This is a genomic window from Hallella absiana, from assembly GCF_025457485.1.
Lineage (GTDB): Bacteria > Bacteroidota > Bacteroidia > Bacteroidales > Bacteroidaceae > Prevotella > Prevotella absiana.
This window is the reverse complement of record NZ_JAMXSP010000002.1, coordinates 22,156-40,321: the sequence shown is the minus strand read 5'-3', so window position 1 is coordinate 40,321 and position 18,166 is coordinate 22,156. Positions and strand designations below refer to the sequence as shown.

Annotated in this window: 10 protein-coding genes; 2 read left to right on the top strand and 8 right to left on the bottom strand. The window is 54.2% G+C overall.

Features of this window, described 5'->3' with window-relative positions; translation table 11 throughout:
- Positions 1-85: 85 nt before the first annotated feature.
- The 4 genes from NG346_RS01205 to NG346_RS01190 form a co-directional block, all read right to left on the bottom strand.
- Entirely contained in the window at positions 86-1,408 is a 1,323-nt protein-coding gene (locus tag NG346_RS01205; protein ID WP_262278982.1) for an ATP-binding protein, read from the bottom strand.
- Between the two features lie 423 nt (positions 1,409-1,831).
- Positions 1,832-3,388 carry a DUF6850 family outer membrane beta-barrel protein gene (locus NG346_RS01200; protein WP_262288153.1) on the bottom strand — a complete coding sequence of 519 codons (1,557 nt, stop codon included), beginning with the start codon at positions 3,386-3,388 and terminating at the stop codon, positions 1,832-1,834.
- Entirely contained in the window at positions 3,378-4,622 is a 1,245-nt protein-coding gene (locus NG346_RS01195) for a DUF4876 domain-containing protein (RefSeq protein ID WP_262288152.1), read from the bottom strand. Before NG346_RS01195 ends, NG346_RS01200 begins: the two co-directional genes overlap by 11 nt.
- 38 nt (positions 4,623-4,660) lie before the next feature.
- Positions 4,661-7,441: a TonB-dependent receptor gene (locus NG346_RS01190; RefSeq protein WP_262288151.1), complete on the bottom strand. Its 2,781-nt coding sequence runs from the start codon at positions 7,439-7,441 to the stop codon at positions 4,661-4,663.
- Positions 7,442-8,106: 665 nt separating this feature from the next.
- Between NG346_RS01190 and NG346_RS01185 the strand changes: the two genes are divergently transcribed.
- Together NG346_RS01185 and NG346_RS01180 are read left to right on the top strand one after the other, a co-directional pair.
- Positions 8,107-8,388: a lysine exporter LysO family protein gene (locus tag NG346_RS01185; RefSeq protein ID WP_262288150.1), complete on the top strand. Its 282-nt coding sequence runs from the start codon at positions 8,107-8,109 to the stop codon at positions 8,386-8,388.
- Positions 8,385-9,020, top strand: a complete 636-nt coding sequence (locus NG346_RS01180; RefSeq protein ID WP_262288149.1) for a lysine exporter LysO family protein — start codon at positions 8,385-8,387, stop codon at positions 9,018-9,020. The genes NG346_RS01185 and NG346_RS01180 overlap by 4 nt, the downstream gene beginning before the upstream one ends.
- Before the next feature lie 125 nt (positions 9,021-9,145).
- On the opposite strand, the gene NG346_RS01175 is transcribed toward NG346_RS01180, so the two are convergent.
- From NG346_RS01175 to NG346_RS01160, 4 genes are all read right to left on the bottom strand, one after another.
- Positions 9,146-10,987, bottom strand: coding sequence for a glycoside hydrolase family 13 protein (locus NG346_RS01175; protein WP_396266673.1), 1,842 nt, complete (start codon positions 10,985-10,987; stop codon positions 9,146-9,148).
- Positions 10,988-11,001: 14 nt separating this feature from the next.
- Entirely contained in the window at positions 11,002-12,903 is a 1,902-nt protein-coding gene (gene pulA, locus NG346_RS01170; protein WP_262278976.1) for a type I pullulanase, read from the bottom strand.
- Between the two features lie 101 nt (positions 12,904-13,004).
- Positions 13,005-15,149, bottom strand: coding sequence for a glycoside hydrolase family 97 protein (locus tag NG346_RS01165; RefSeq protein ID WP_262288148.1), 2,145 nt, complete (start codon positions 15,147-15,149; stop codon positions 13,005-13,007).
- A gap of 134 nt (positions 15,150-15,283) precedes the next feature.
- Positions 15,284-17,980 carry a 4-alpha-glucanotransferase gene (locus NG346_RS01160; RefSeq protein WP_262288147.1) on the bottom strand — a complete coding sequence of 899 codons (2,697 nt, stop codon included), beginning with the start codon at positions 17,978-17,980 and terminating at the stop codon, positions 15,284-15,286.
- Between the last annotated feature and the right edge of the window lie 186 nt (positions 17,981-18,166).

Sequence of the window (18,166 nt, the reverse complement as noted above, 5' to 3'; positions counted from 1 at the left end):
GTCATGGTGGGAGCGGTAAGAAGGTTGTAATCAGATAATACGATTTGATTCATAGCAAACGGGGCCGGCATTTGCCGGCCCTGTTTCATCTCAAGAGAAAGCCCATATACAACGGCAGCGTGAGGATCCCGTCCTTGAGGCCAACGTTATAATTGCCGAGCTTGATGGCATGATGAACATGATATTTCTCGGGATGGGATAGGATGGTACGTGTGCTCTTGGTATTCCCGTCCTTGGCCTTTACCTCCAGGAGAACGCATTCTCCGTTGTACCTAATCACAAAATCAACCTCCAATCCACTGTCTTTTCGGAAATAATAGAGCTTGCGACCCGTTTTGTGCAACATGTCCGCAATCACATTCTCATAGATGGCACCTTTGTAACCGTATAGATTGCCTTGCAAAATGTCGGCTTGCGTGCCGTCTTCGAGCATAGAAACGAAAAGTCCGGTATCGGCCATGTACACTTTAAAAGTCGTTTCGTCGGCATTGCCGTCAAGGGGAAGTTCTGTGATGTGCAGGTTATAGCACCGGCAGATGATACCCGCATCCTCTATCCATTGCAGGCTACCCAAGAACTGTGATGCCTTTCCGCCTTTCTGTACGACGGAATACTGGAATTTCTTATTTTCTTTTGCCAATTGTCGTGGTATGGACTCAAAGCATTGTCTGATGCGTGGCTTGTCGGTCTCAGGAGCATATTTCAGCATATCCTCCTTGTAACCTCCAATGATGTCACGCTGTATCTGCAACACTTCGCCCATGTTTCTGTTCTGTACGAAATTCGCTACCGCCTCGGGCATACCACCTACGATGATATATTGTCGTACAAGTTGCGACAGACGCTGGTGGATCGCGTCGTTGACAGGCTTCACCTCGTCTTTGCAGGAAGTGATGTAGCTGATGATGTCATCATCTATTCCCATCGCCCAAAGAAACTCCTCAAAGTCGAGCGGGTACATCTCCTCATTCTGTTCATACCCCACGGGGATAGAAGCCTTGCTCCCATGTGTGCCATAGCCCTTCACCCCGAGGAGAGAGCCGGTAGCGATGACATCATATCTACCATCGAGCTTGAAGAACTTCAAAGCCGATCGCGCATCAGGACACTCCTGTATCTCGTCCAGAATGATACAGGTATCTTTGGGATTGAACCTGGCTGAAGGTATCATAGCAGAGAGGTTCATCGTGATATCATCGATTTTTTTCGATTGTTTGAAGGCAAGTTGAAAGTCATCATTCTCCATGAAGTTGACATAGACAACATGGGAATAATGAGCTTCGGCAAAGTGCATAACGGTGAAGGTCTTCCCGCATTGGCGGCAACCTTTAATGACCAGTGGCTTGTGACCGTCCTTTTCTTTCCATGCCACAAGGGTCGTCTCTATCTTTCGCTTGAGTGTATCCATATAACAGAAACAACGTGATAATGAGGTAATTATTGTTGCTGCTTCCTATTTTTCAAAGGAGTTTTTCGTAATGACGTCACTTTTTCAAGGGAGTTTTTCGCTGTTCTGTCACTTTTTCAAGGGAGTTTTTGCCATTGCACTGTCACTTTTCCAAGGGAGTTTTGTTGGGGAAGTGTTCGTGCATGTAGAAGTTATCTATCGCAAAGCCGCAAAGAACGCAAAGGGCTGGCGCATCCCCGAGAGCGCTAACCAGCCTTCTCTTTTTCTTTTAACGTGCCATCTTCGATGGCATCAAGAATATAACCGAATATCGAGAATATATATTCGTTATATTCGTTTATATTCTTTATTCCGCGTAGCGGTGCGTTAACCAAAAACTACCATCACTGGCTTTTAACCACATGTTTTGTTTTTGTGTTGATATTAAAATCTCAGGCCGATGGCCAGGCTTGCCCTGCTGTTGTGCTGACTGTTGGCGGCATGGAGATAGCCACCATCGAGCCGGGCGAACCACATCGAGGTGCGGCCTTTGACGGTGATGGGCTGCTGATAGGTCAGAGCGAGGCGTGCTCTCCATGAGTTGACCGTGTAGTAGTCGTCATAGTCGGCTGTCCATACCTGCTGGGCATAGGGCGTGGTGGCATCGGCGAGACTGAGTCGGTTGTCAAAGACCTGACGCAGGCGGAAGGCGGCATCCATCCAGAAACGATTGGCAAAGAAGCCATGACCGGCAGCGAGCCCCCAGTCGGCATAGTGATGGGCAAAGGACGAGGCGGGCAGATGGTACTCGTTGTGGACCGAGCGCAATGCGCCGTCCACACCGATGTAGCCGTTGATGCCGTGCTCCGACGCACTGTTGAGGCGGTAGCCCAGTGCGGCGTCGAGCAGGCGCACGCGGCAGCGCTTGTTGTAAGTCATCTGGTTGACATACTTGTAGGTGTTGTAACCCGTTGTGGAGTCTGTGGTGATGGTGAGCTGCTGGCGATATTCGTCGGCGTAGCCCTCTTCGTATTGCAGGCGGGCCTGTACGACGTGGAGCCACCGTGGTGTGCGCCATGTCGTCTTGTTGGCTACGGCATAGCGATAAACATGGTAGTGCCCCGGCTGATACTTATAGGCACCGTAGATTCCTTCACTGCCGCGGTCGATGCCAGCCTCGGTGAGTGAGGACCAGGAGGTCGACTGCCAGGCATAGGAGAGGCGGAAGCCAAACTCATGGTTGACGTATTCGCGCATGTAGCCGTTGTAGCCGGCGACGACACCGTTGGCGTTTTCCATTCCCGTTATCGTGTAGTATTTCATGTTGGGATCAGTCTGCACGGTGGTGATGTCAGGAATCTTCTCTTTGTAGCGGCGGTAGTGTCCCTCCAAGCCCAGCGTGGAGCGGCCGATGGAGTAGGTGAGGGACGGCGTGAGGCGATAGTCGAGCATTTCGCTTCTCGACCGTGGGTCGCGCAGACGACTCAGGTCACCGAGCTGGTAGTCGAGGCGCAGGCCGAAGCGCCAAGGGCCGAAGGCAGTGGTGCCGACGGCTGCCGTGAGGCTGATGTCCTGACGGTCGTAGCTGCCGCTCACCTCACTGCCGGAGATAAACGGATCACTGTTGTAGGTCCGGCGCACGTCGCTCCACCGGCGGTTCTTCGTACGACCCATGTCAAAGTCGAACTTGCCATAGCCATAGAGGTAGCGTCCTAAGTGTTGATAGCGCTCGGTGAAGAAGCGAAGACTGTTGTCCTGATTGCCTTCCTGCACGTGGTGGAAGTCACGGTTCTCGTGGCTGCCCTCCATCATGGCGACACCCCGGTCGACGCGGTCGTCGAGGGTGAGACCGGCCGCATTAGTGGTGGTGGACCAGAGCGAGGCGGCGTCGGCGAGGCGATAGGATGACTCGTCGATGGTCTGAGCCTGCAGTGTCGTAGGGAGGAATGTAGAGGATGCGGCTAAAAGAGCAAGGGTGAGCGTCTTATGATCAATATTCATAGTTGCGTGGCGTTAGAGTGGATGAAACGGCAAAGTCGTTGGTCGAGTTGTTGGTATCCTGCAGGATATACTGTCCCTTGGCTCCTTTGCGTGTGGATTTCTTTCGATATACGGTCTCGCCGTTGTATCCACTGGCAGAGTGGATGTAGGTGGCTCCCGCGTCGATGACGGGCAGGAGACGTTTGGTGGCGAGGTCAATGGTACCCGTGTTTTTATATTTCAGGATGTCCACGCCGTCGAGGATCTGCGAGATGCCGGCGGCGAGCCACTGGCTGCCCGAGGTCTTTCCGTAGTTGTATACTTTCTGCCAGGAACTCACGGCGGCATTGCTGCGGAAGAGTACCACGCCGGTGGGACCTCCCTGTCCGATGTTCATCTTCGAGATGGCACTGAACGCCGTGTAGACCAGTTCGAGCGCCGGTGTCGCGGGGTTGTTGAGCGTCTTTCCCTGTGCGTCCTTGGCCTCGTAGTCAGCATCGGAGAGATTCATGGGCGTGCCGACGTTAGCAGTGTGGTCAATGGCACTGTTGGTGAGCACCACCGACTGTCCGGGGTTCACCAAGTGAGGTGTAGCGGCGGGAATGCGGAACAGCTGCTTGAGCACGACCACGGAGTCCTGAAAGCCAGAAGCGATCTGCTCGAGCGTATAAGCCGGTGAGGCATTTGACTCGACAAGTCCGAGGTACATGCCCGCAATGTCCACCGCCTCGTCGCCTTGGTTGTAGAGCTCGATATACTGTGCGGCGAGATAGTTTTTCTTGTTTACATCTTTCATGCCGGCATAGAACACCTTTGAGATGACGAGCGAGCGTGTGATGGTGAACTGTGTGGCGAGGGTCAGCGGCGAGGCCTTTGTGTCAGTCGTGAGCAGTTGGGAATGACTGCTGCCCGCTACGATGGCACCGTCGTTGACTTCCGTGTCGCCAGTGGCCTGGCGATATTCGCTGGCAGTAAGGGGCCATGACACCGAGACAGTGTATACGTCGGGGATGAGCTCCGTGAAGTGTGCGATGCCATTGTCGTCGGTCACGGCCGTTGTCTCGCCTCCGCCTTCCCGGGTCAGCGTCACGGTATGACCGCCAAGGGCGAGCTGTGTGGTGGCATCGGTGGGCTGCTCCACGCGAATGTCCACATTGATGGTCTGGGTCGTGTCGCTATAGTCGACGCAGCTGACCATGAGGGTCAGAAACAGCAGCAATAGCGTCCACAGACCTGTATGTTTCTTGTTGTTCATCTGCTTATATATATAATATGGTATAGGGTATCTGTTGATTATAAGTTGAAATAGAGCTCCATGCCATAGCTGAAGTTGTTGGTGTTGCGCTGCACGAGCGTTCCTGTGTTGTTGTTCGCCACCTTGTAGGGTTCGTAGAAGATGACGTTGTTGACATAGAGTGAGAGTCCGCCGATGTTGCCGAGCTGTTTGGTGAGTCGCGCCGAGAGATTCCATGTCGGCTTGGTCTTTGTGGGCACGTTATCCTTGTAGTTGAGCGCGAGGTCGGCGACGGCAATGCCCTGTGTGCCGGCGGGCAGGGTTGTGTAGTAGTTGCCGGCATAGTCGAGATAGCCGTTCTGCATGTCGGCGGAGAGTGCGTGGTAGCCAAGGTTGGTGTCGATGAGACCTATGGCCTGCTTGTCGGCCATATAGCTCCAGCTGTAGGTCTGCCATATAGATTGCCCGGCGAGCGATGCCACCATCTTCAGCGACGGGATATTCGTCACCACACGCACGGTGCTCACGTACTGCCGGTAGAGGTCATAGTCCAAGCCGGAGGGATAGACCACCTTGAAGGGCGTCAGTCCGTAAGCCGAATAAGCAGAGGGCAGCAGAGCCGTCTTGACGTTGGCAGTGTTGAGATCGGTGCTGTAGGTCTTGGTCTCAGAGAGCGCACCACTGTAGTAAAAGCTCGTGTTGATGGCCCGGATGGTGCCGAGGTCGAAGTCAAACTCCAGTCCCTTGTTGATCGTGGTGTTGGTATTGCCGATCTTTCCCGTGGTCATATACACAAGGTCGGTGCGTGCGGGATTGGCGTAGTCCACGGTGGTGGCGGCTCCCGGCGTGATGATGAGACCATGAGAAACGTCATAGACCATTGAGGGATAGGTGAAGTATTCCGTTGCCGCCCCGAAGCCGTTGGGCGTCTTGTCGTGATAAGCCAGCACACTCAGCTTTCCGCCCCAGGGCAGCTTTACGTCCACGCCGGCTTCGATCTTCGTCGTGGTGGCGTTCTTCAAGTCCGTGCTTCGCTTCACGTCATACACCTGCGTGTGATAGACCAGAAGTTGCTGCACGGCAGCGTCGGCACCTTGCGGCATGTAGTTCACAGCCACGCGGTCGTCGTATTTCTTGTCGGGATAGAGATAACTCAGTCCCGGTGTCTTGCTGTTGAGGCCGATGCCGGCGCGGAGAGCCAGCCATCTCGTCACGTCGAACGAGAGGTTGACGCGCGGGCTGAGGGCTGTGGTGCTGAGGTTGGAGAAAGGCTGCTGGGCTGTGAAGCGCAGACCGATCTGTGCCCGCAGGTGGTTGACACGGTTGGGCGACCACACAAAGTGATCCTCGGCGTAGGCAGCAAGCTGATGGAGCCCCGGGATGTCGGAGTAGGCACGTGGACGACCGTTGGCGTTGGGACGCAGCGGACGGCTCTCGTCGAGGTTGAAGTAGCCGCGTCCATCGTTCCAGTCGTAGTGGTATTCAGCACCCACCTTGAAGCTCTGCCGTGTCTTGCCCCAGTGGAAATAGAAGTCATCGGCAATCTTGGCAAAGATGTTTCCCGGTCGCCCTTCCGTCTTGCTGGTGGCGAGATAGCTCTGTGTGGCCCAGCTCACGGGGTGGTAGCCTGTCTCCATGGCCGTGATGATGGGCAGCAGTCCGCCGGGCACGGAGACGAAGGCGGTGTTGCGGCTGTCCTGCCAGGCATAGCTCACGCCGAGGGTATAGCTCAGGTTGCGTGAGAAGATACGGTCGAGACGTATCTTGCCGTTGTGGGTGAAGCCGAGCGAGAGGTAGTCGTTTTTCGTCTCCGAGCCGTCTTGTCGGGCGTCGGGATCGTTGCCGCTCCAGTCACGTGTCTGTGCCATCCTCACGCGGGTGTCGATGTGCCATGTCTTGGAGATGTTATAGCTCCAAGCCATGCTGCCCGTCCAGCGGTGATAGGAACGGGTGCGCAGACGCGGATCGCTCCACGCTTTGGCATAGTCGACACTAAGGTTGAGGATGCCGGCGCGGCCGAGCGAGGAGCCCTTACTGAGTGAGTAGTTCTGCAGTTCGGGATTGATCTTAGCCTTAGCCTGCCACGGCGTGACACCTGCCTTGGAGTGAACGATGACAAGACCGGAGGTGAGATCGCCATACTCTGCCGAGGGGATGCCGCGCACCACCTCGACGTTGTCGATGTCGTCGGCACTGATCTGCCGGAGGTCCGTGCCGGTGAACGCTGTGGCACTGAAGGGTCCTTGGGTCATCGCGCCATTGTTGCTCATCGGCATGCCGTCGACGATGATACTCGATCCGAAGGCACTCGTGTTGTTGTTCACGAGCGTGCGCAACTGCAGGTTGGACTGGCTGGTGAGGTCGGTGTTTTTGATGATCTGTCCGGGCAACAACTGCATGATGTCGGCCAGAGAGGAGGCCTGCAGGTGGTCGATGGCCTGGCGTCCGATCTTGCTGCTCGTACCCATAGCGTTTTGTTTGGCGGTGACGACGACCTCTTTGAGTGAGAGGTCGCTGATGCGCAAGGAAATGTGCATGTCGACGTCTTTGGAGACTTTCACCTGCGTTGTGGAGGTGACATAGCCCACGTAGCTCACCACCAACTGATAGTTGCCGTCGGGAATATTGGTGATCGTGGCCTTGCCGTCCATGTCGGTCACGGCATTGGAGCCGAGCGGCTGGAGCTGCACGGAGCCCATGACGATCGGCTCCTTATTCGAGGCATCTGTCACGCTCACCGTCAGCTTGTGACCCAGCACCGGTCCGGCAAAAGCCGGGAGCGCAAGCCACAGCAGGGTGACGAACAGAAGTAGATAATGGAATGTCTGCTTTTGTATCATTGCTTGTGATTATAGATAGTGATTATATTTATATGATGTGTTGGCAGTTAGGTCAATGTGCATTGGCAAGATGAGTGTTACCTAAACTTCTACAATGAATATGACTAATACGTTGCAAAGGTAACAAAAAAAGAGCGAAAGAATGCAAACGCAACTTAATAAACACACGAGAATACCTATTAATGTGGATACTTGTTTGCGGAAATACAGCCATGCAAGCCAAAAACTCAGTGATAGATTTACGATACTGACTGGTTATTTGTATTTTTGCACGTAAGTATTTCAATCATAGCATTATTCCCAAAACAGATCCATGACAAAAGCAAACACTGAATACATTGACGCTGCCGTTCTGCAAATGATGACTTGCAACTGTTGCGGGAGAACAGCGTCAATGCCTAAATACTGCCTCACCCCTATACCCCTTCGGCCTCACCCCCTAACCAATCTCCAAAGGGAGAGGGGGGAGTGATTACCGCCAAGAGCTGAGGAAGTAGGAGGTGATGCGTCCCGCGTCACATCATCACAATATCGGTTGCGAAATGCTTGACACAGGTCAATAAAAGCTATGAATATACGGTTTTTATGCTAATTGACTGCCTTTTCCTTTTGTATATTGATGCTGTTTCTATACCTTTGCAAGCCGTAACCAATAAAGGAAAAGAATGTTTAGGATACTTATTGTCTTGCTTGTCGGCATCGTGCTGGGCTTTGCGCTGCGTCGAGTGCCACATATCCACAAGGTAGAGACAAGCGCTCATTATACTATCTGTGCCCTGCTTTTTGTCTTCGGACTGGGTTTGGGCTCCAACGACTCGCTGATGCACAACATCGGCTTCTATGGTCTGGAGGCCGTGGTGGTGGCACTGTTGGGTATGGCGGGCAGCTTTGGTGCCGCCCGTCTGTTCAACCATCTCATGCAGAAAAAGACGGAGGGCGAGGCATGAAAGGAAACCTGCTCTTGTTCGTTTCGCTGTTGACCGGCGTACTTGTAGGCATGACCGGTGTCACTCCCCATTGGTTGCTCAACCCTCAGTTGCCGATGTTGCTCTTGGAGTTGCTCATTGTACAGGTGGGCATGGGCATCGGGTCGATGGAGCATCTCGACCGGCTGTTTGCCGGATTCCGTTGGGAGATGCTGTTGCTGCCGGTGTTTACCATTGCTGGAACCTTGTTGTTTACCGCCACGGCGGTGCTGTTGTTCAGTGGTCATTCGCTGAGCGACTTCCTTGCAGTGGGCAGCGGTTTTGGCTATTACTCGCTCTCGTCGGTGCTCATCAGTCAGGTCAAGGCGGGCGCCGTCGGTTCTGCCGCTGCCAACCAACTGGCCACGATAGCGCTGCTGGCCAATATCGTGCGAGAGATGGTGTCGTTGCTCAGTTGCCGTTTTGTCGCTCACCGTGGCAGCGGATGGGCAGCGATCAGTGTGGCGGGCATCTCGTCCATGGATGTGTGTCTGCCTTCCATTCTGAGCAGCACGGGCAACAAGCGCTATATGCCTATCGCCATCTTCCATGGGCTCTGCCTGGAGGTGAGCGTTCCGATACTCGTCACCTTCTTTTGCAGCGTGAACCTATAGGGAAAGGGGCATCATCTTTACAAGAAAAAACAGCAACGACCGTCACGGGATTACGTGGCGGCCGTTGCTTTTTATTCATTTCTCTCTGTGCTTTCTTCAAAGAGGAAAGAACTTCCTAAATTTTTTTAGTATTCCACCACGAGGGCTTCCCTGGGTTGCAGGGTGATGTCGTGGGTGAGGTCGATTTTGCGGCCGGTGATGACATCGGTTGCAGTGGTGGCTTTGCCGATGACCTCAGCATAGCGGGCTACGGACATGGTGGCCTCGCTTCGCTTGCCGTTGAGGATGGTCAGCGACGTGCGCCCCTGATACTGGCGTGCGATGACGTAGATGCCTTTGAAGGGGATGAACTGTGTCTGCTTTCCCTTGCTGATGAGGTCGTTGCCCTGACGCCAGTGGAGCAGTTTGCTTTCCCACTGGAACATGGCGTTCTCGGCCTTGGTGCGGCCTTGGGCGGTGAAGCAGTTGTGCGTGTCACCGGGGAAACCGCCAGGGAAGTCGCGTCGTACATTGCCGTCGGTGACCTCCTTGGTTCCGTTCATCAGCACCTCTGTACCGTAGTAGAGTTGTGGGATGCGATTCATCGTCAGCAGCAGGGCGAGTGCCTGTTTCAGTGCTGTGGAGTCTTTGCTATTGCCAAGGAAGCGGTCGGTGTCGTGGTTCTCGATGAAGGCCAGCACGTGCGACGGGTCGGCATAGAGATAGTCATAGCAGAGACTGTTGTAGATGCGGTTGAGTCCCTTCCACCAGTCGTCGGTCTCTTCATGCTTGGCCTGGCTGAGCTTGTCGAAGAAGCTGAAGTCCATGACAGTTTTGAGATAGCTGTTCATGTTGCTGAGCTTTGAGTCTTTCTGCCAGGCGGCGGTGTAGGCTGGTTCGGTGACCCACGTCTCGCCTACGGTGTTGAAGTTGGGATATTCCGTGTCGAGGGTTTTCATCCATTCGGCCATCGCCTTTCGGTCGGCATAGGGATAGGTGTCCATGCGTATGCCGTCGATGCCAGCTGTTTCTATCCACCACTCACTGTTTTGGATGAGGTAGCGCATGAGGTGAGGATTGCGCTGGTTGAGGTCAGGCATGGACTTGACAAACCATCCGTCGACGGTCTCGCACATGTCCTGCTTCGAGGCATAGGGATCGAGAACCGGGGTCAGCTTATAGCTTGTCTGCAAGCCGTAGTTGGGATTGTTGAACCAGTCCTTTGTAGGCGGGTCGAGGTTCCAGGGATGATAATCGCTGCAATGGTTGAAGATCATGTCCATCACCACCTTCAGCCCACGCTTGTGGCATTCGTCGATGAGTTGCTTGTACTCCGCATTGGTACCGAAGCGCGGATCTACCTTATAATAATCGGTGGTGGCGTAACCATGGTACGAACTGTTCACGCCATGGTCGTTGGGCCAATTGTTCTCTAAGATCGGAGTGAACCACAGTGCGGTGACGCCGAGGTCGGTGAAATAGTCGAGGTGCTGTTCAATGCCGGCGAGGTCACCGCCGTGGCGCAGACTTGGCTTGGTGCGGTCGCAGGTCTGGTCACGCATACCCTTGACGACATCGTTTTTCGGGTTGCCGTTAGCGAAACGGTCAGGCATGAGCAGGTAGAGCACGTCGGCGTTGGAGAAGCCTTTGTGATCCTCGCCGCGCATGGTGCGGTCTTTAAGCGTGTAGCGCACCTTTTTGCCGTCGAAGTTCAGCGTCATCCGTCCGGCTTTGGCACCTTGCAGGTTCAGGTAAACAAGCAGATAGTTGGGTGAGTCGAGACGGACGATGGAGTCCACCTTCACGCCGGCGTAGTCGGTAGTGACTTGCTTGACATTCTTTACATCTTTACCATAGACCATGAGCTGCAGGCTCGGGTCTTTCATCCCCACATACCAGTCAGTGGGGTCGATGCGGCTGATGGTGGTGGCAGAAGTTGCCGTGGCCATCATCAGTCCCAGTCCTAAAGTCATGAGCGTTTTCTTCATATCTTCTATTATATTTATTTTACCATAATCATCGCACTCTGTCCGCTTACCTTTACGTCACCTCCAGGTAGGATAGTGAGGCCGGTCTCGTCGATTTGTCCGTTTTGGCAGACCACACGGTATGTGCCTTCTGGCAACGTGATGGTGCGGGTTTCACGGTTGCCATTGAAGATGACATAGATGTTGCTCCAACTGTCGATGCCGTCAAGACCCTTCAGGTGGAAGGCTACCAGAGCAGGCTGCGACGGCAGGAACTCCAGATGCTCACGCACTGCGGCGGCTGAGCCGAGACGGAAAGCCGGGTGATGGCGGCGCAGGGCGATAAGCCGGCGATAGTAATCTGTGACACCGGGATAGCGCTGCAGGTTGCCCCAGTCAAGGGCGTTGATGCTGTCGGGCGAGTTGAAACTGTTGTGCACACCCTTCTTGTCGCGCAGCAACTCCTCACCGCTGAGCATGAAGGGCACACCCTGAGAGGTGAATACGATCGTCTGGGCGAGCTTGTCGAGGGCTTGTAGTTCAGATGACGTGATGTTCGGGATGGAAGCCTTCAGACGGTCGACGAGGCACATGTCGTCGTGACAACTGACATAAGCGATCATCTGTGTGGGCTCGGTGGCCCATGGCTCCTTGCTGTAGTTCACCTTGGTATAGTCCACTTGCGGATGGGCAATCATGCCTGCGATGCCTGCCTTGATGCTCTCCTCGCTCCCCGGCAGTCCAGCTAAGAACGCGGGTTTATGGTCATCGCTGAACGGTCCGCGTACAGCATCGCGCAAATCGTCGCAGAAGGCGGCGATACCCGGCATTTGTTTCATGTTGGCTTTCATGGCCAGTTGGTCGTTGGGAAGGGCGCAGCTGCCTGCACTCCAGCCTTCGCCATAGATGAAGATGTTCGGGTCGAGGGCTGTGAGCTCCTGTCGGATAGCGTTCATCGTCGGGATGTCGTGCACGCCCATGAGGTCGAAGCGGAAGCCGTCGATGTGGTATTCTGTGGCCCAGTATTTCACGCTTTCGAGCATGAATTCGCGCATGAGCGATTTCTCTGAGGCGGTCTCGTTGCCGCAGCCCGAGCCGTTGCTGGGCTTACCGTCCTTGGTGAATCGGTAGTAGTAGTCGGGATAGGTACGCTGGAAGTTGCTGTTGTCGAGGTCGAAGGTATGGTTATAGACCACGTCGAGGATGACACGTATGCCAGCCTTGTGCAAGGCTTGTACCATTTTCTTGAACTCACGGATGCGTGTGGCGGGGGTATAGGGATCAGTGGAGTAGCTGCCCTCCGGCACGTTGTAGTTCAGTGGGTCGTAGCCCCAGTTGTACTGTGGTTTGTCGAGTTTGGCCTCGTCGACAGAGGCGAAGTCAAACGACGGCAGAATATGCACGGCGTTGACGCCGAGGCTCTTGAGATAGTCCACCGCCCAAGGCTCTGACAGTGCCAGAAACTTACCCGGATGGTCGGCGTGGCTGGCGATGGAGAAGTCGCGGTGGTGCATCTCGTAGATGACGAGGTCGGCAGGTGAATGGGTGGTGAGCCTATGGTCATCAGCCCAGCCTTCCGGGTTGGTCTGACGCAGGTCTATGATAGCACCGCGCTGTCCGTTGACGCCTACTGCTTTGGCGAAGACGCCCGGTGTGTCACCGCGTCCGATGTTAAAGCTATAGAACTGTCCCTTGAGGTCGCCCTTGACGGTGGCTTTCCAACGGTTCTTGCCGTCGGCGCGCATCTTCACCGTACGCAGAGGCTGACCGCCGTCGCCGTCGCTCCACAACGAGAGGGTAGGTCGCTTGGGGCTATTGAGATAAAAAACAGTCTGCTTGGGACTGTAGGACATCTCGCGAAAGACATCCTGCGCCCAAGCAGACATATTTGTTGCCAACATAGCGATGACAGATATTGATAGTTGTCTGATGTTCATGGTTTGTTGCTAAAGGTGATTTAGGGGTGTAGAGAAAATGAGGAGTGTAGGGGAAGGTATAGAACTCCTCCGATCCGCTTTTCCTCTTCCTTTGGGAGGGGTTAGCGGGCAGGCTTTAGGCTGACAGCGAATCCTCCGCCGGGTGCCTCGGTGAACTTTAGGGTGTCACCCTTCTTCACTGTGCGTTTGGTGATGACATATGCCTTTGGGTTCTTGTCGTAGCTGGCGTTCTTGGCATCGGCATAGATCGTAGCCTCGTACTTGCGGCCCTTGTCGAGGAAGTCGAGTTTCACGGTGCTCTGATGTCCATGTTCGTCGCACTTGCCGGCGAGGAACCAGTTGTCGCTGCCCTTTGCCTTGCGTGCTACGGTGATGTAGCGGGCAGGTTCAGCCTCGATATACTTACTGTCGGACCAGTCGATGGCAACGTCCTTGATAAACTGGAAGGCATCGTTGTACTTGGCATAGTTCTCGGGTAGGTCGGCAGCCATCTGTAATGGTCCCCACATGACGAGATAGAGAGCGAGCTGCCCCGCAAGTGTGGTGTGTACATAGCTTGGGTTGTCGCTCCAGGTCTTCAGCTGAGTCTCAAGGATACCCGGTGTATAGTCCATCGGGCCGCCCTGCAGACGAGTGAAGGGCAGGATGACAGTATGGTTGGGATAGCTGCCGCCGAAAGCCTCATACTCCGTGCCGCGCGCACTCTCGTTGCCGACGAGGTTAGGCCATGTACGGGCGATGCCGGTAGGACGTGTGGCCTCATGAGCATTGACCATGATATGGTGCTTGGCTGCTTCCTTGACGCAGTAGAGATAGTGATTGTTCATCGGTTGCGAGAAGTGATGGTCCCCGCGTGGGATGATGTCGCCCACATAACCACTTTTCACGGCATCGTAGCCATATTTGTTCATTAAGTTGTAGGCAGCCTCCAAATGACGCTCGTAGTTGACCACGCTCGAAGAAGTCTCGTTGTGCATCATCAGTTTCACGCCCTTGGAGTGGGCATAGTCGTTGAGTGCCTTGATGTCGAAGTCGGGATAAGGCGTGACGAAGTCGAAGACATAGTCCTTCCAATGGTTGGCCCAGTCTTCCCAACCTACGTTCCATCCCTCGACGAGTACCTCGGAGAGACCGTTGGCAGCGGCGAAGTCGATATACTTGCGCACCTCGGTGTTGTTGGCACCGTGGCGGCCGTTGGGTTTCACCTTACTCCAGTCGATGCTGTCGAGCTTGATGGACGGATACTCATCGGTGTAGTTCCATGAGTTGCGGCCGACGATCATCTCCCACCATACGCCACAGTACTTTGTAGGATGGATCCAGGAAGTGTCTTTGATCTTGCAGGGCTCGTTGAGATTGTAAATGAGGTTGTTGGCCTCAGAGAGCATGTCGCGAGCATCGTCGCTTACGGCCACGGTGCGCCAAGGCGTATTGCAGGGAGTTTGCATATAGCCTTTCATACCGGTGGCATCAGGAGTGAGCCACGACTCGAACACCATGTTCTTGTCATCGAGGTTGAGGTGCATGGTGGCATAGTCGATGCAGGCGGCCTCATGGATGTTGATATACAGTCCGTCCTTGGTCTTCATCTGTAAGGCGGTCTGCACGCCTGTGGGCGAGAAGACAGCAACCGACGAATTGTTCCAGTTCACGGCGTCATGGAAACGGGCGCGTATCTCAGAGAGCTTGCTCTCCTGCGTTTCTTGTTCCTGAGTGTCATAGTCGCCGGGAAGCCACCATGCGGTGTGATCACCAGCCATAGCAAACTGAGTGTGTTCGTCCTTGATGACAAAATACACCAGAGAGTCCTGCTGTGGGAACTCATAGCGCAGACCCATACCTATATTATATACACGGAAGCGGATTGTCATCTTGCGCTTGGTAGCGGATTGCGTGAGGTTCACGGCCATCTCGTTGTAGTGGTTGCGGATCTTGGCATACTGTCCCCAGACGGGAGTCCAGGTCTCGTCGAAAGTTGACTTTGTGCTGCCGGTTTCTGTAAAGCCGTCCATGAGACTGGTCTCGCGCAAGCCCTTGCTGGCGTGCTTGTCTTTAGCAAGTTCAAGTCCGAGGTGTGAAGGCTTGACGACAGCCTTGTTTTTATAGGTCATCTCGTAGGTGGGTACGCCATTGCCGGTGAGCGAGAAGGTGAGGCTGACGTTGCCGTCGGGCGACTTCACCGTCTGTGCCAAAGCTGCCAAGGGCATGAGCAGTGCCAAAGAGATGATGCTTGCTATCTTGTTCATATCGCTTGATTTAATATTATCATTTGGTTAAGGGCTATAGCTTCTGTAGACCCTATAGCCCCAATAGTTTCTATAGTCTCCTATTTCTGCGTTAGCCTTCCCCTCCCCTGGGAGGGGTTAGGGGTTGACTTTCCTTATCTTTCTCCGAAGGTGTTGGTGCGCCCGCTCTGGTTGACCAGTTCCTTGACGTTAGCCATGAAGCTGTTGTTGGTCATGAGATCCTCGATGTTGAGGTGCATGCGGTAGCGCCAGTAGTGCTTCGGGTTGGCGGGAATATTGATGCGCTCGGCATTGGCATCGGGCAAACGCAGCTTGTCGTCGATGGCGAGCCAGTCCTGTATGCTCAGGATGCAGAGCATAGAAGGAGAGGTGAGCTGACGCGAGACGATGTCGCGAGCGAGCCAGCCTGGCAGAGGATGCGGAGCAGCCCCACCACGGTAGAGCATGCTGTTGTAGTAGTCCTGTGTGCGCTCGTAGTTCTCGTCCCACCATTGGCGCAGTGTCGGCATGTCGTGAGTGGAGAACGTGCAGACCGAGCGATAAGGATTGCGTGAGAGATGGCCGAAGCGTACGTGTGGATCCTTCGGCATGGACTGGATCTCCAGTGAGAGGATGCGCAACTCGTTGATGACCCATGGCACACAGTCGGGCACCATGCCAAGGTCCTCGGCGCAGACGAGCATACGTGTGGCCTCGACCAGTCGCGGCAACTTCTTCATGGCCTCGCGATACCAGAACTGGTTGTTGCGGCGATAGAAGTAGTCGTTGTACAGGCGGTTGAAAGCTCCCTTGTCGTTGTCGTAGAGGCTTTCGTAGATGAAGCTGAACTGTGCGGACACGCGCGGATGGAACTTCGAGGCATCCTTGGTGTCGCGTACAAAGAGCACGTCGCTGATCATGGCGTAAAGACCATCGCGGATGTTGAGCTCGTCCTGGTCGGTGACACCGGCAAAGACTTTCTCTACCTTACGCTGAGTGTCGTACTCCGGTTTCATCTTGTAGCGCTCGCCGTCGATGCGGTCGAGATATTTAGCCTTCACATCGTTGGCTTTCTCATGGAACATACGCTCCAGTGTCCAGTCGGTGATAAACGGTGTGGTGAATCTCTCTTCCTGGAAGTTGAGGCCATAGCCGCGGATCTCGTCGGCTGTCATGCCAAGTGCGGGAGCGAACTGACCGAGCAGACCGTGTACCGAGTTGATTGGAATCTCCCAGATGCGGAAGAAGCCGAGCACGTGGTCGATACGGTAAGCATCGAAGAACTTCGCCATGTTTTGGAAACGGCGTACCCACCACTGGCAACCGTCTTTGAGCATCTCGTCCCAGTTGTAGGTTGGGAAGCCCCAGTTCTGACCGTTGACAGAGAAGTCATCGGGTGGCGCACCGGCCTGTCCGTTGAGGTTGAAGTAGCGTGGCTCCATCCATACGTCGCAGCCATAGCGGTTCACGCCAATAGGGATGTCGCCCTTGAGGATGACGTGGTGCTGGCGTGCGTAGGCATGAGCCTCGTCGAGCTGAGTGTTGAGAATATACTGAACGAAATACCAGAACTCCACCTCTTTATATAGCTTGCTGCGGCTGTTGGAGAGTTCTTTTCTGTCGGCCTCGTCCCATGTGTTATGGTCGGGCCACTGTGAGAAGTCGGCCGTGCCATACTTGTCGCGCAATGTTGCATATTGAGCATAGGGCACGAGCCACTGCTCTGTTTCGTGGAAGAACTCGTGATATTTCTTAGAGCTCATCATCTGCTTGCCCTCCTGAGCGAAGAGCAGATGGAGATATTCGAGTTTGGCATTGTTGACACGTTCATAGTCGATCTGCTTCAGACCATTGAGCTCAACGCGCAGTTTCTCGAAGCGGTCGCGCTCCTTGGCGTCCTTCAGCTGTGGCAGTTGTGTGAGGTCTACATACATCGGATGCAGTGCAAACACACTGATGCAACTATAAGGATAGGAGTCGGTCCACGTGTGAGTGATCGTGGTGTCGTTGATCGGCAGGATCTGCAGTACGCGCTGCCCGGTCTTGTCGATATAGTCGATCATCTTCTTCAGGTCGCCGAAGTCACCGACGCCGAAGCTGGTCTTTGAGCGCAGGGAGAATACTGGCACGAGCGTACCGGCGATCTTGGTGTTGTAGATGGGCATGTAAGCCTCGTTGAGATCATAGACCACGACCTCGCCGTCTTTCATTTCCGGTAATTCTATTGTACGGTTATTGCTGCACTCCCAAAGTGGCGTGACGTCTTTCTTGCTGTCGAGAGCGGCGAACTTAAACTCCATCTCTCCCTCGGGGAAGTCGTCGGCATTGAGATCCACTACCCACTCGTTGATGTTGTGCTCGGTCATCTCCACGGCTTTTGTGGAGTCCCAAGCTCCTAAGGCGGGGTTGCTGCCGATGATAGCAAGACGCTCAGAGGAGCGCAGCTGGGGAGCACGCACGATCAGTCGTACGGTTTTGCTGAATGATGAAGAGGGAAGCTCATGCAGTGTATGAGGACAGAGGCAGTCCGTGAAAGCAGAACTGTAGAGATAAGCGTCCTCAGGGATGTCGGACCAATGGTCATACATCGTGTAGCTCTTGCCCTTGGAGGCATTGAGCTCCAGCTTGTGATGTACGGTGGTCCACTCATGACGATGCTCACTGCCGATGGCGTCTACACTGTAATAATATTCCAACACTTGATTGGTATCGGGGATGGTCAGCTGGCATGTCCATCGTGCACCGTCAGTGGTGCCCAGATGGTATTGCGCAACGGCTCCATCTTTCATAATGTTCAAGACCAGTTCTTCTCCGAAAACCGTCTTGTAGTCTATGCTAAATATTAAGTTCATCGAGCTTTAGGTTTTTTATAATTTCACGTTCAAAATTACGAAAAAATAGATGGTTGAATGTCATGGACTTGCACAAACAGCAGAAAAGATTGTGCAAACGATTGTAATGCTTTGCTTGGATCTTGAAAGTTTCAGCTTGTCCTCATACTTTATCGTGTCGTCAGGTGATTTAGCTTGTCAGCGCAA

Bases quoted from the DNA above. Each gene is read 5' to 3' on its own strand.
- NG346_RS01180 (WP_262288149.1), top strand. From the start codon at position 8,385: ATGAAAGGAAACCTGCTCTTGTTCGTTTCGCTGTTGACCGGCGTACTT.
- pulA (WP_262278976.1), bottom strand. From the start codon at position 12,903: ATGAACATCAGACAACTATCAATATCTGTCATCGCTATGTTGGCAACA.
- NG346_RS01190 (WP_262288151.1), bottom strand. From the start codon at position 7,441: ATGATACAAAAGCAGACATTCCATTATCTACTTCTGTTCGTCACCCTG.
- NG346_RS01175 (WP_396266673.1), bottom strand. From the start codon at position 10,987: ATGAAGAAAACGCTCATGACTTTAGGACTGGGACTGATGATGGCCACG.
- NG346_RS01205 (WP_262278982.1), bottom strand. From the start codon at position 1,408: ATGGATACACTCAAGCGAAAGATAGAGACGACCCTTGTGGCATGGAAA.
- NG346_RS01160 (WP_262288147.1), bottom strand. From the start codon at position 17,980: ATGAACTTAATATTTAGCATAGACTACAAGACGGTTTTCGGAGAAGAA.
- NG346_RS01165 (WP_262288148.1), bottom strand. From the start codon at position 15,149: ATGAACAAGATAGCAAGCATCATCTCTTTGGCACTGCTCATGCCCTTG.
- NG346_RS01200 (WP_262288153.1), bottom strand. From the start codon at position 3,388: ATGAATATTGATCATAAGACGCTCACCCTTGCTCTTTTAGCCGCATCC.
- NG346_RS01185 (WP_262288150.1), top strand. From the start codon at position 8,107: ATGTTTAGGATACTTATTGTCTTGCTTGTCGGCATCGTGCTGGGCTTT.
- NG346_RS01195 (WP_262288152.1), bottom strand. From the start codon at position 4,622: ATGAACAACAAGAAACATACAGGTCTGTGGACGCTATTGCTGCTGTTT.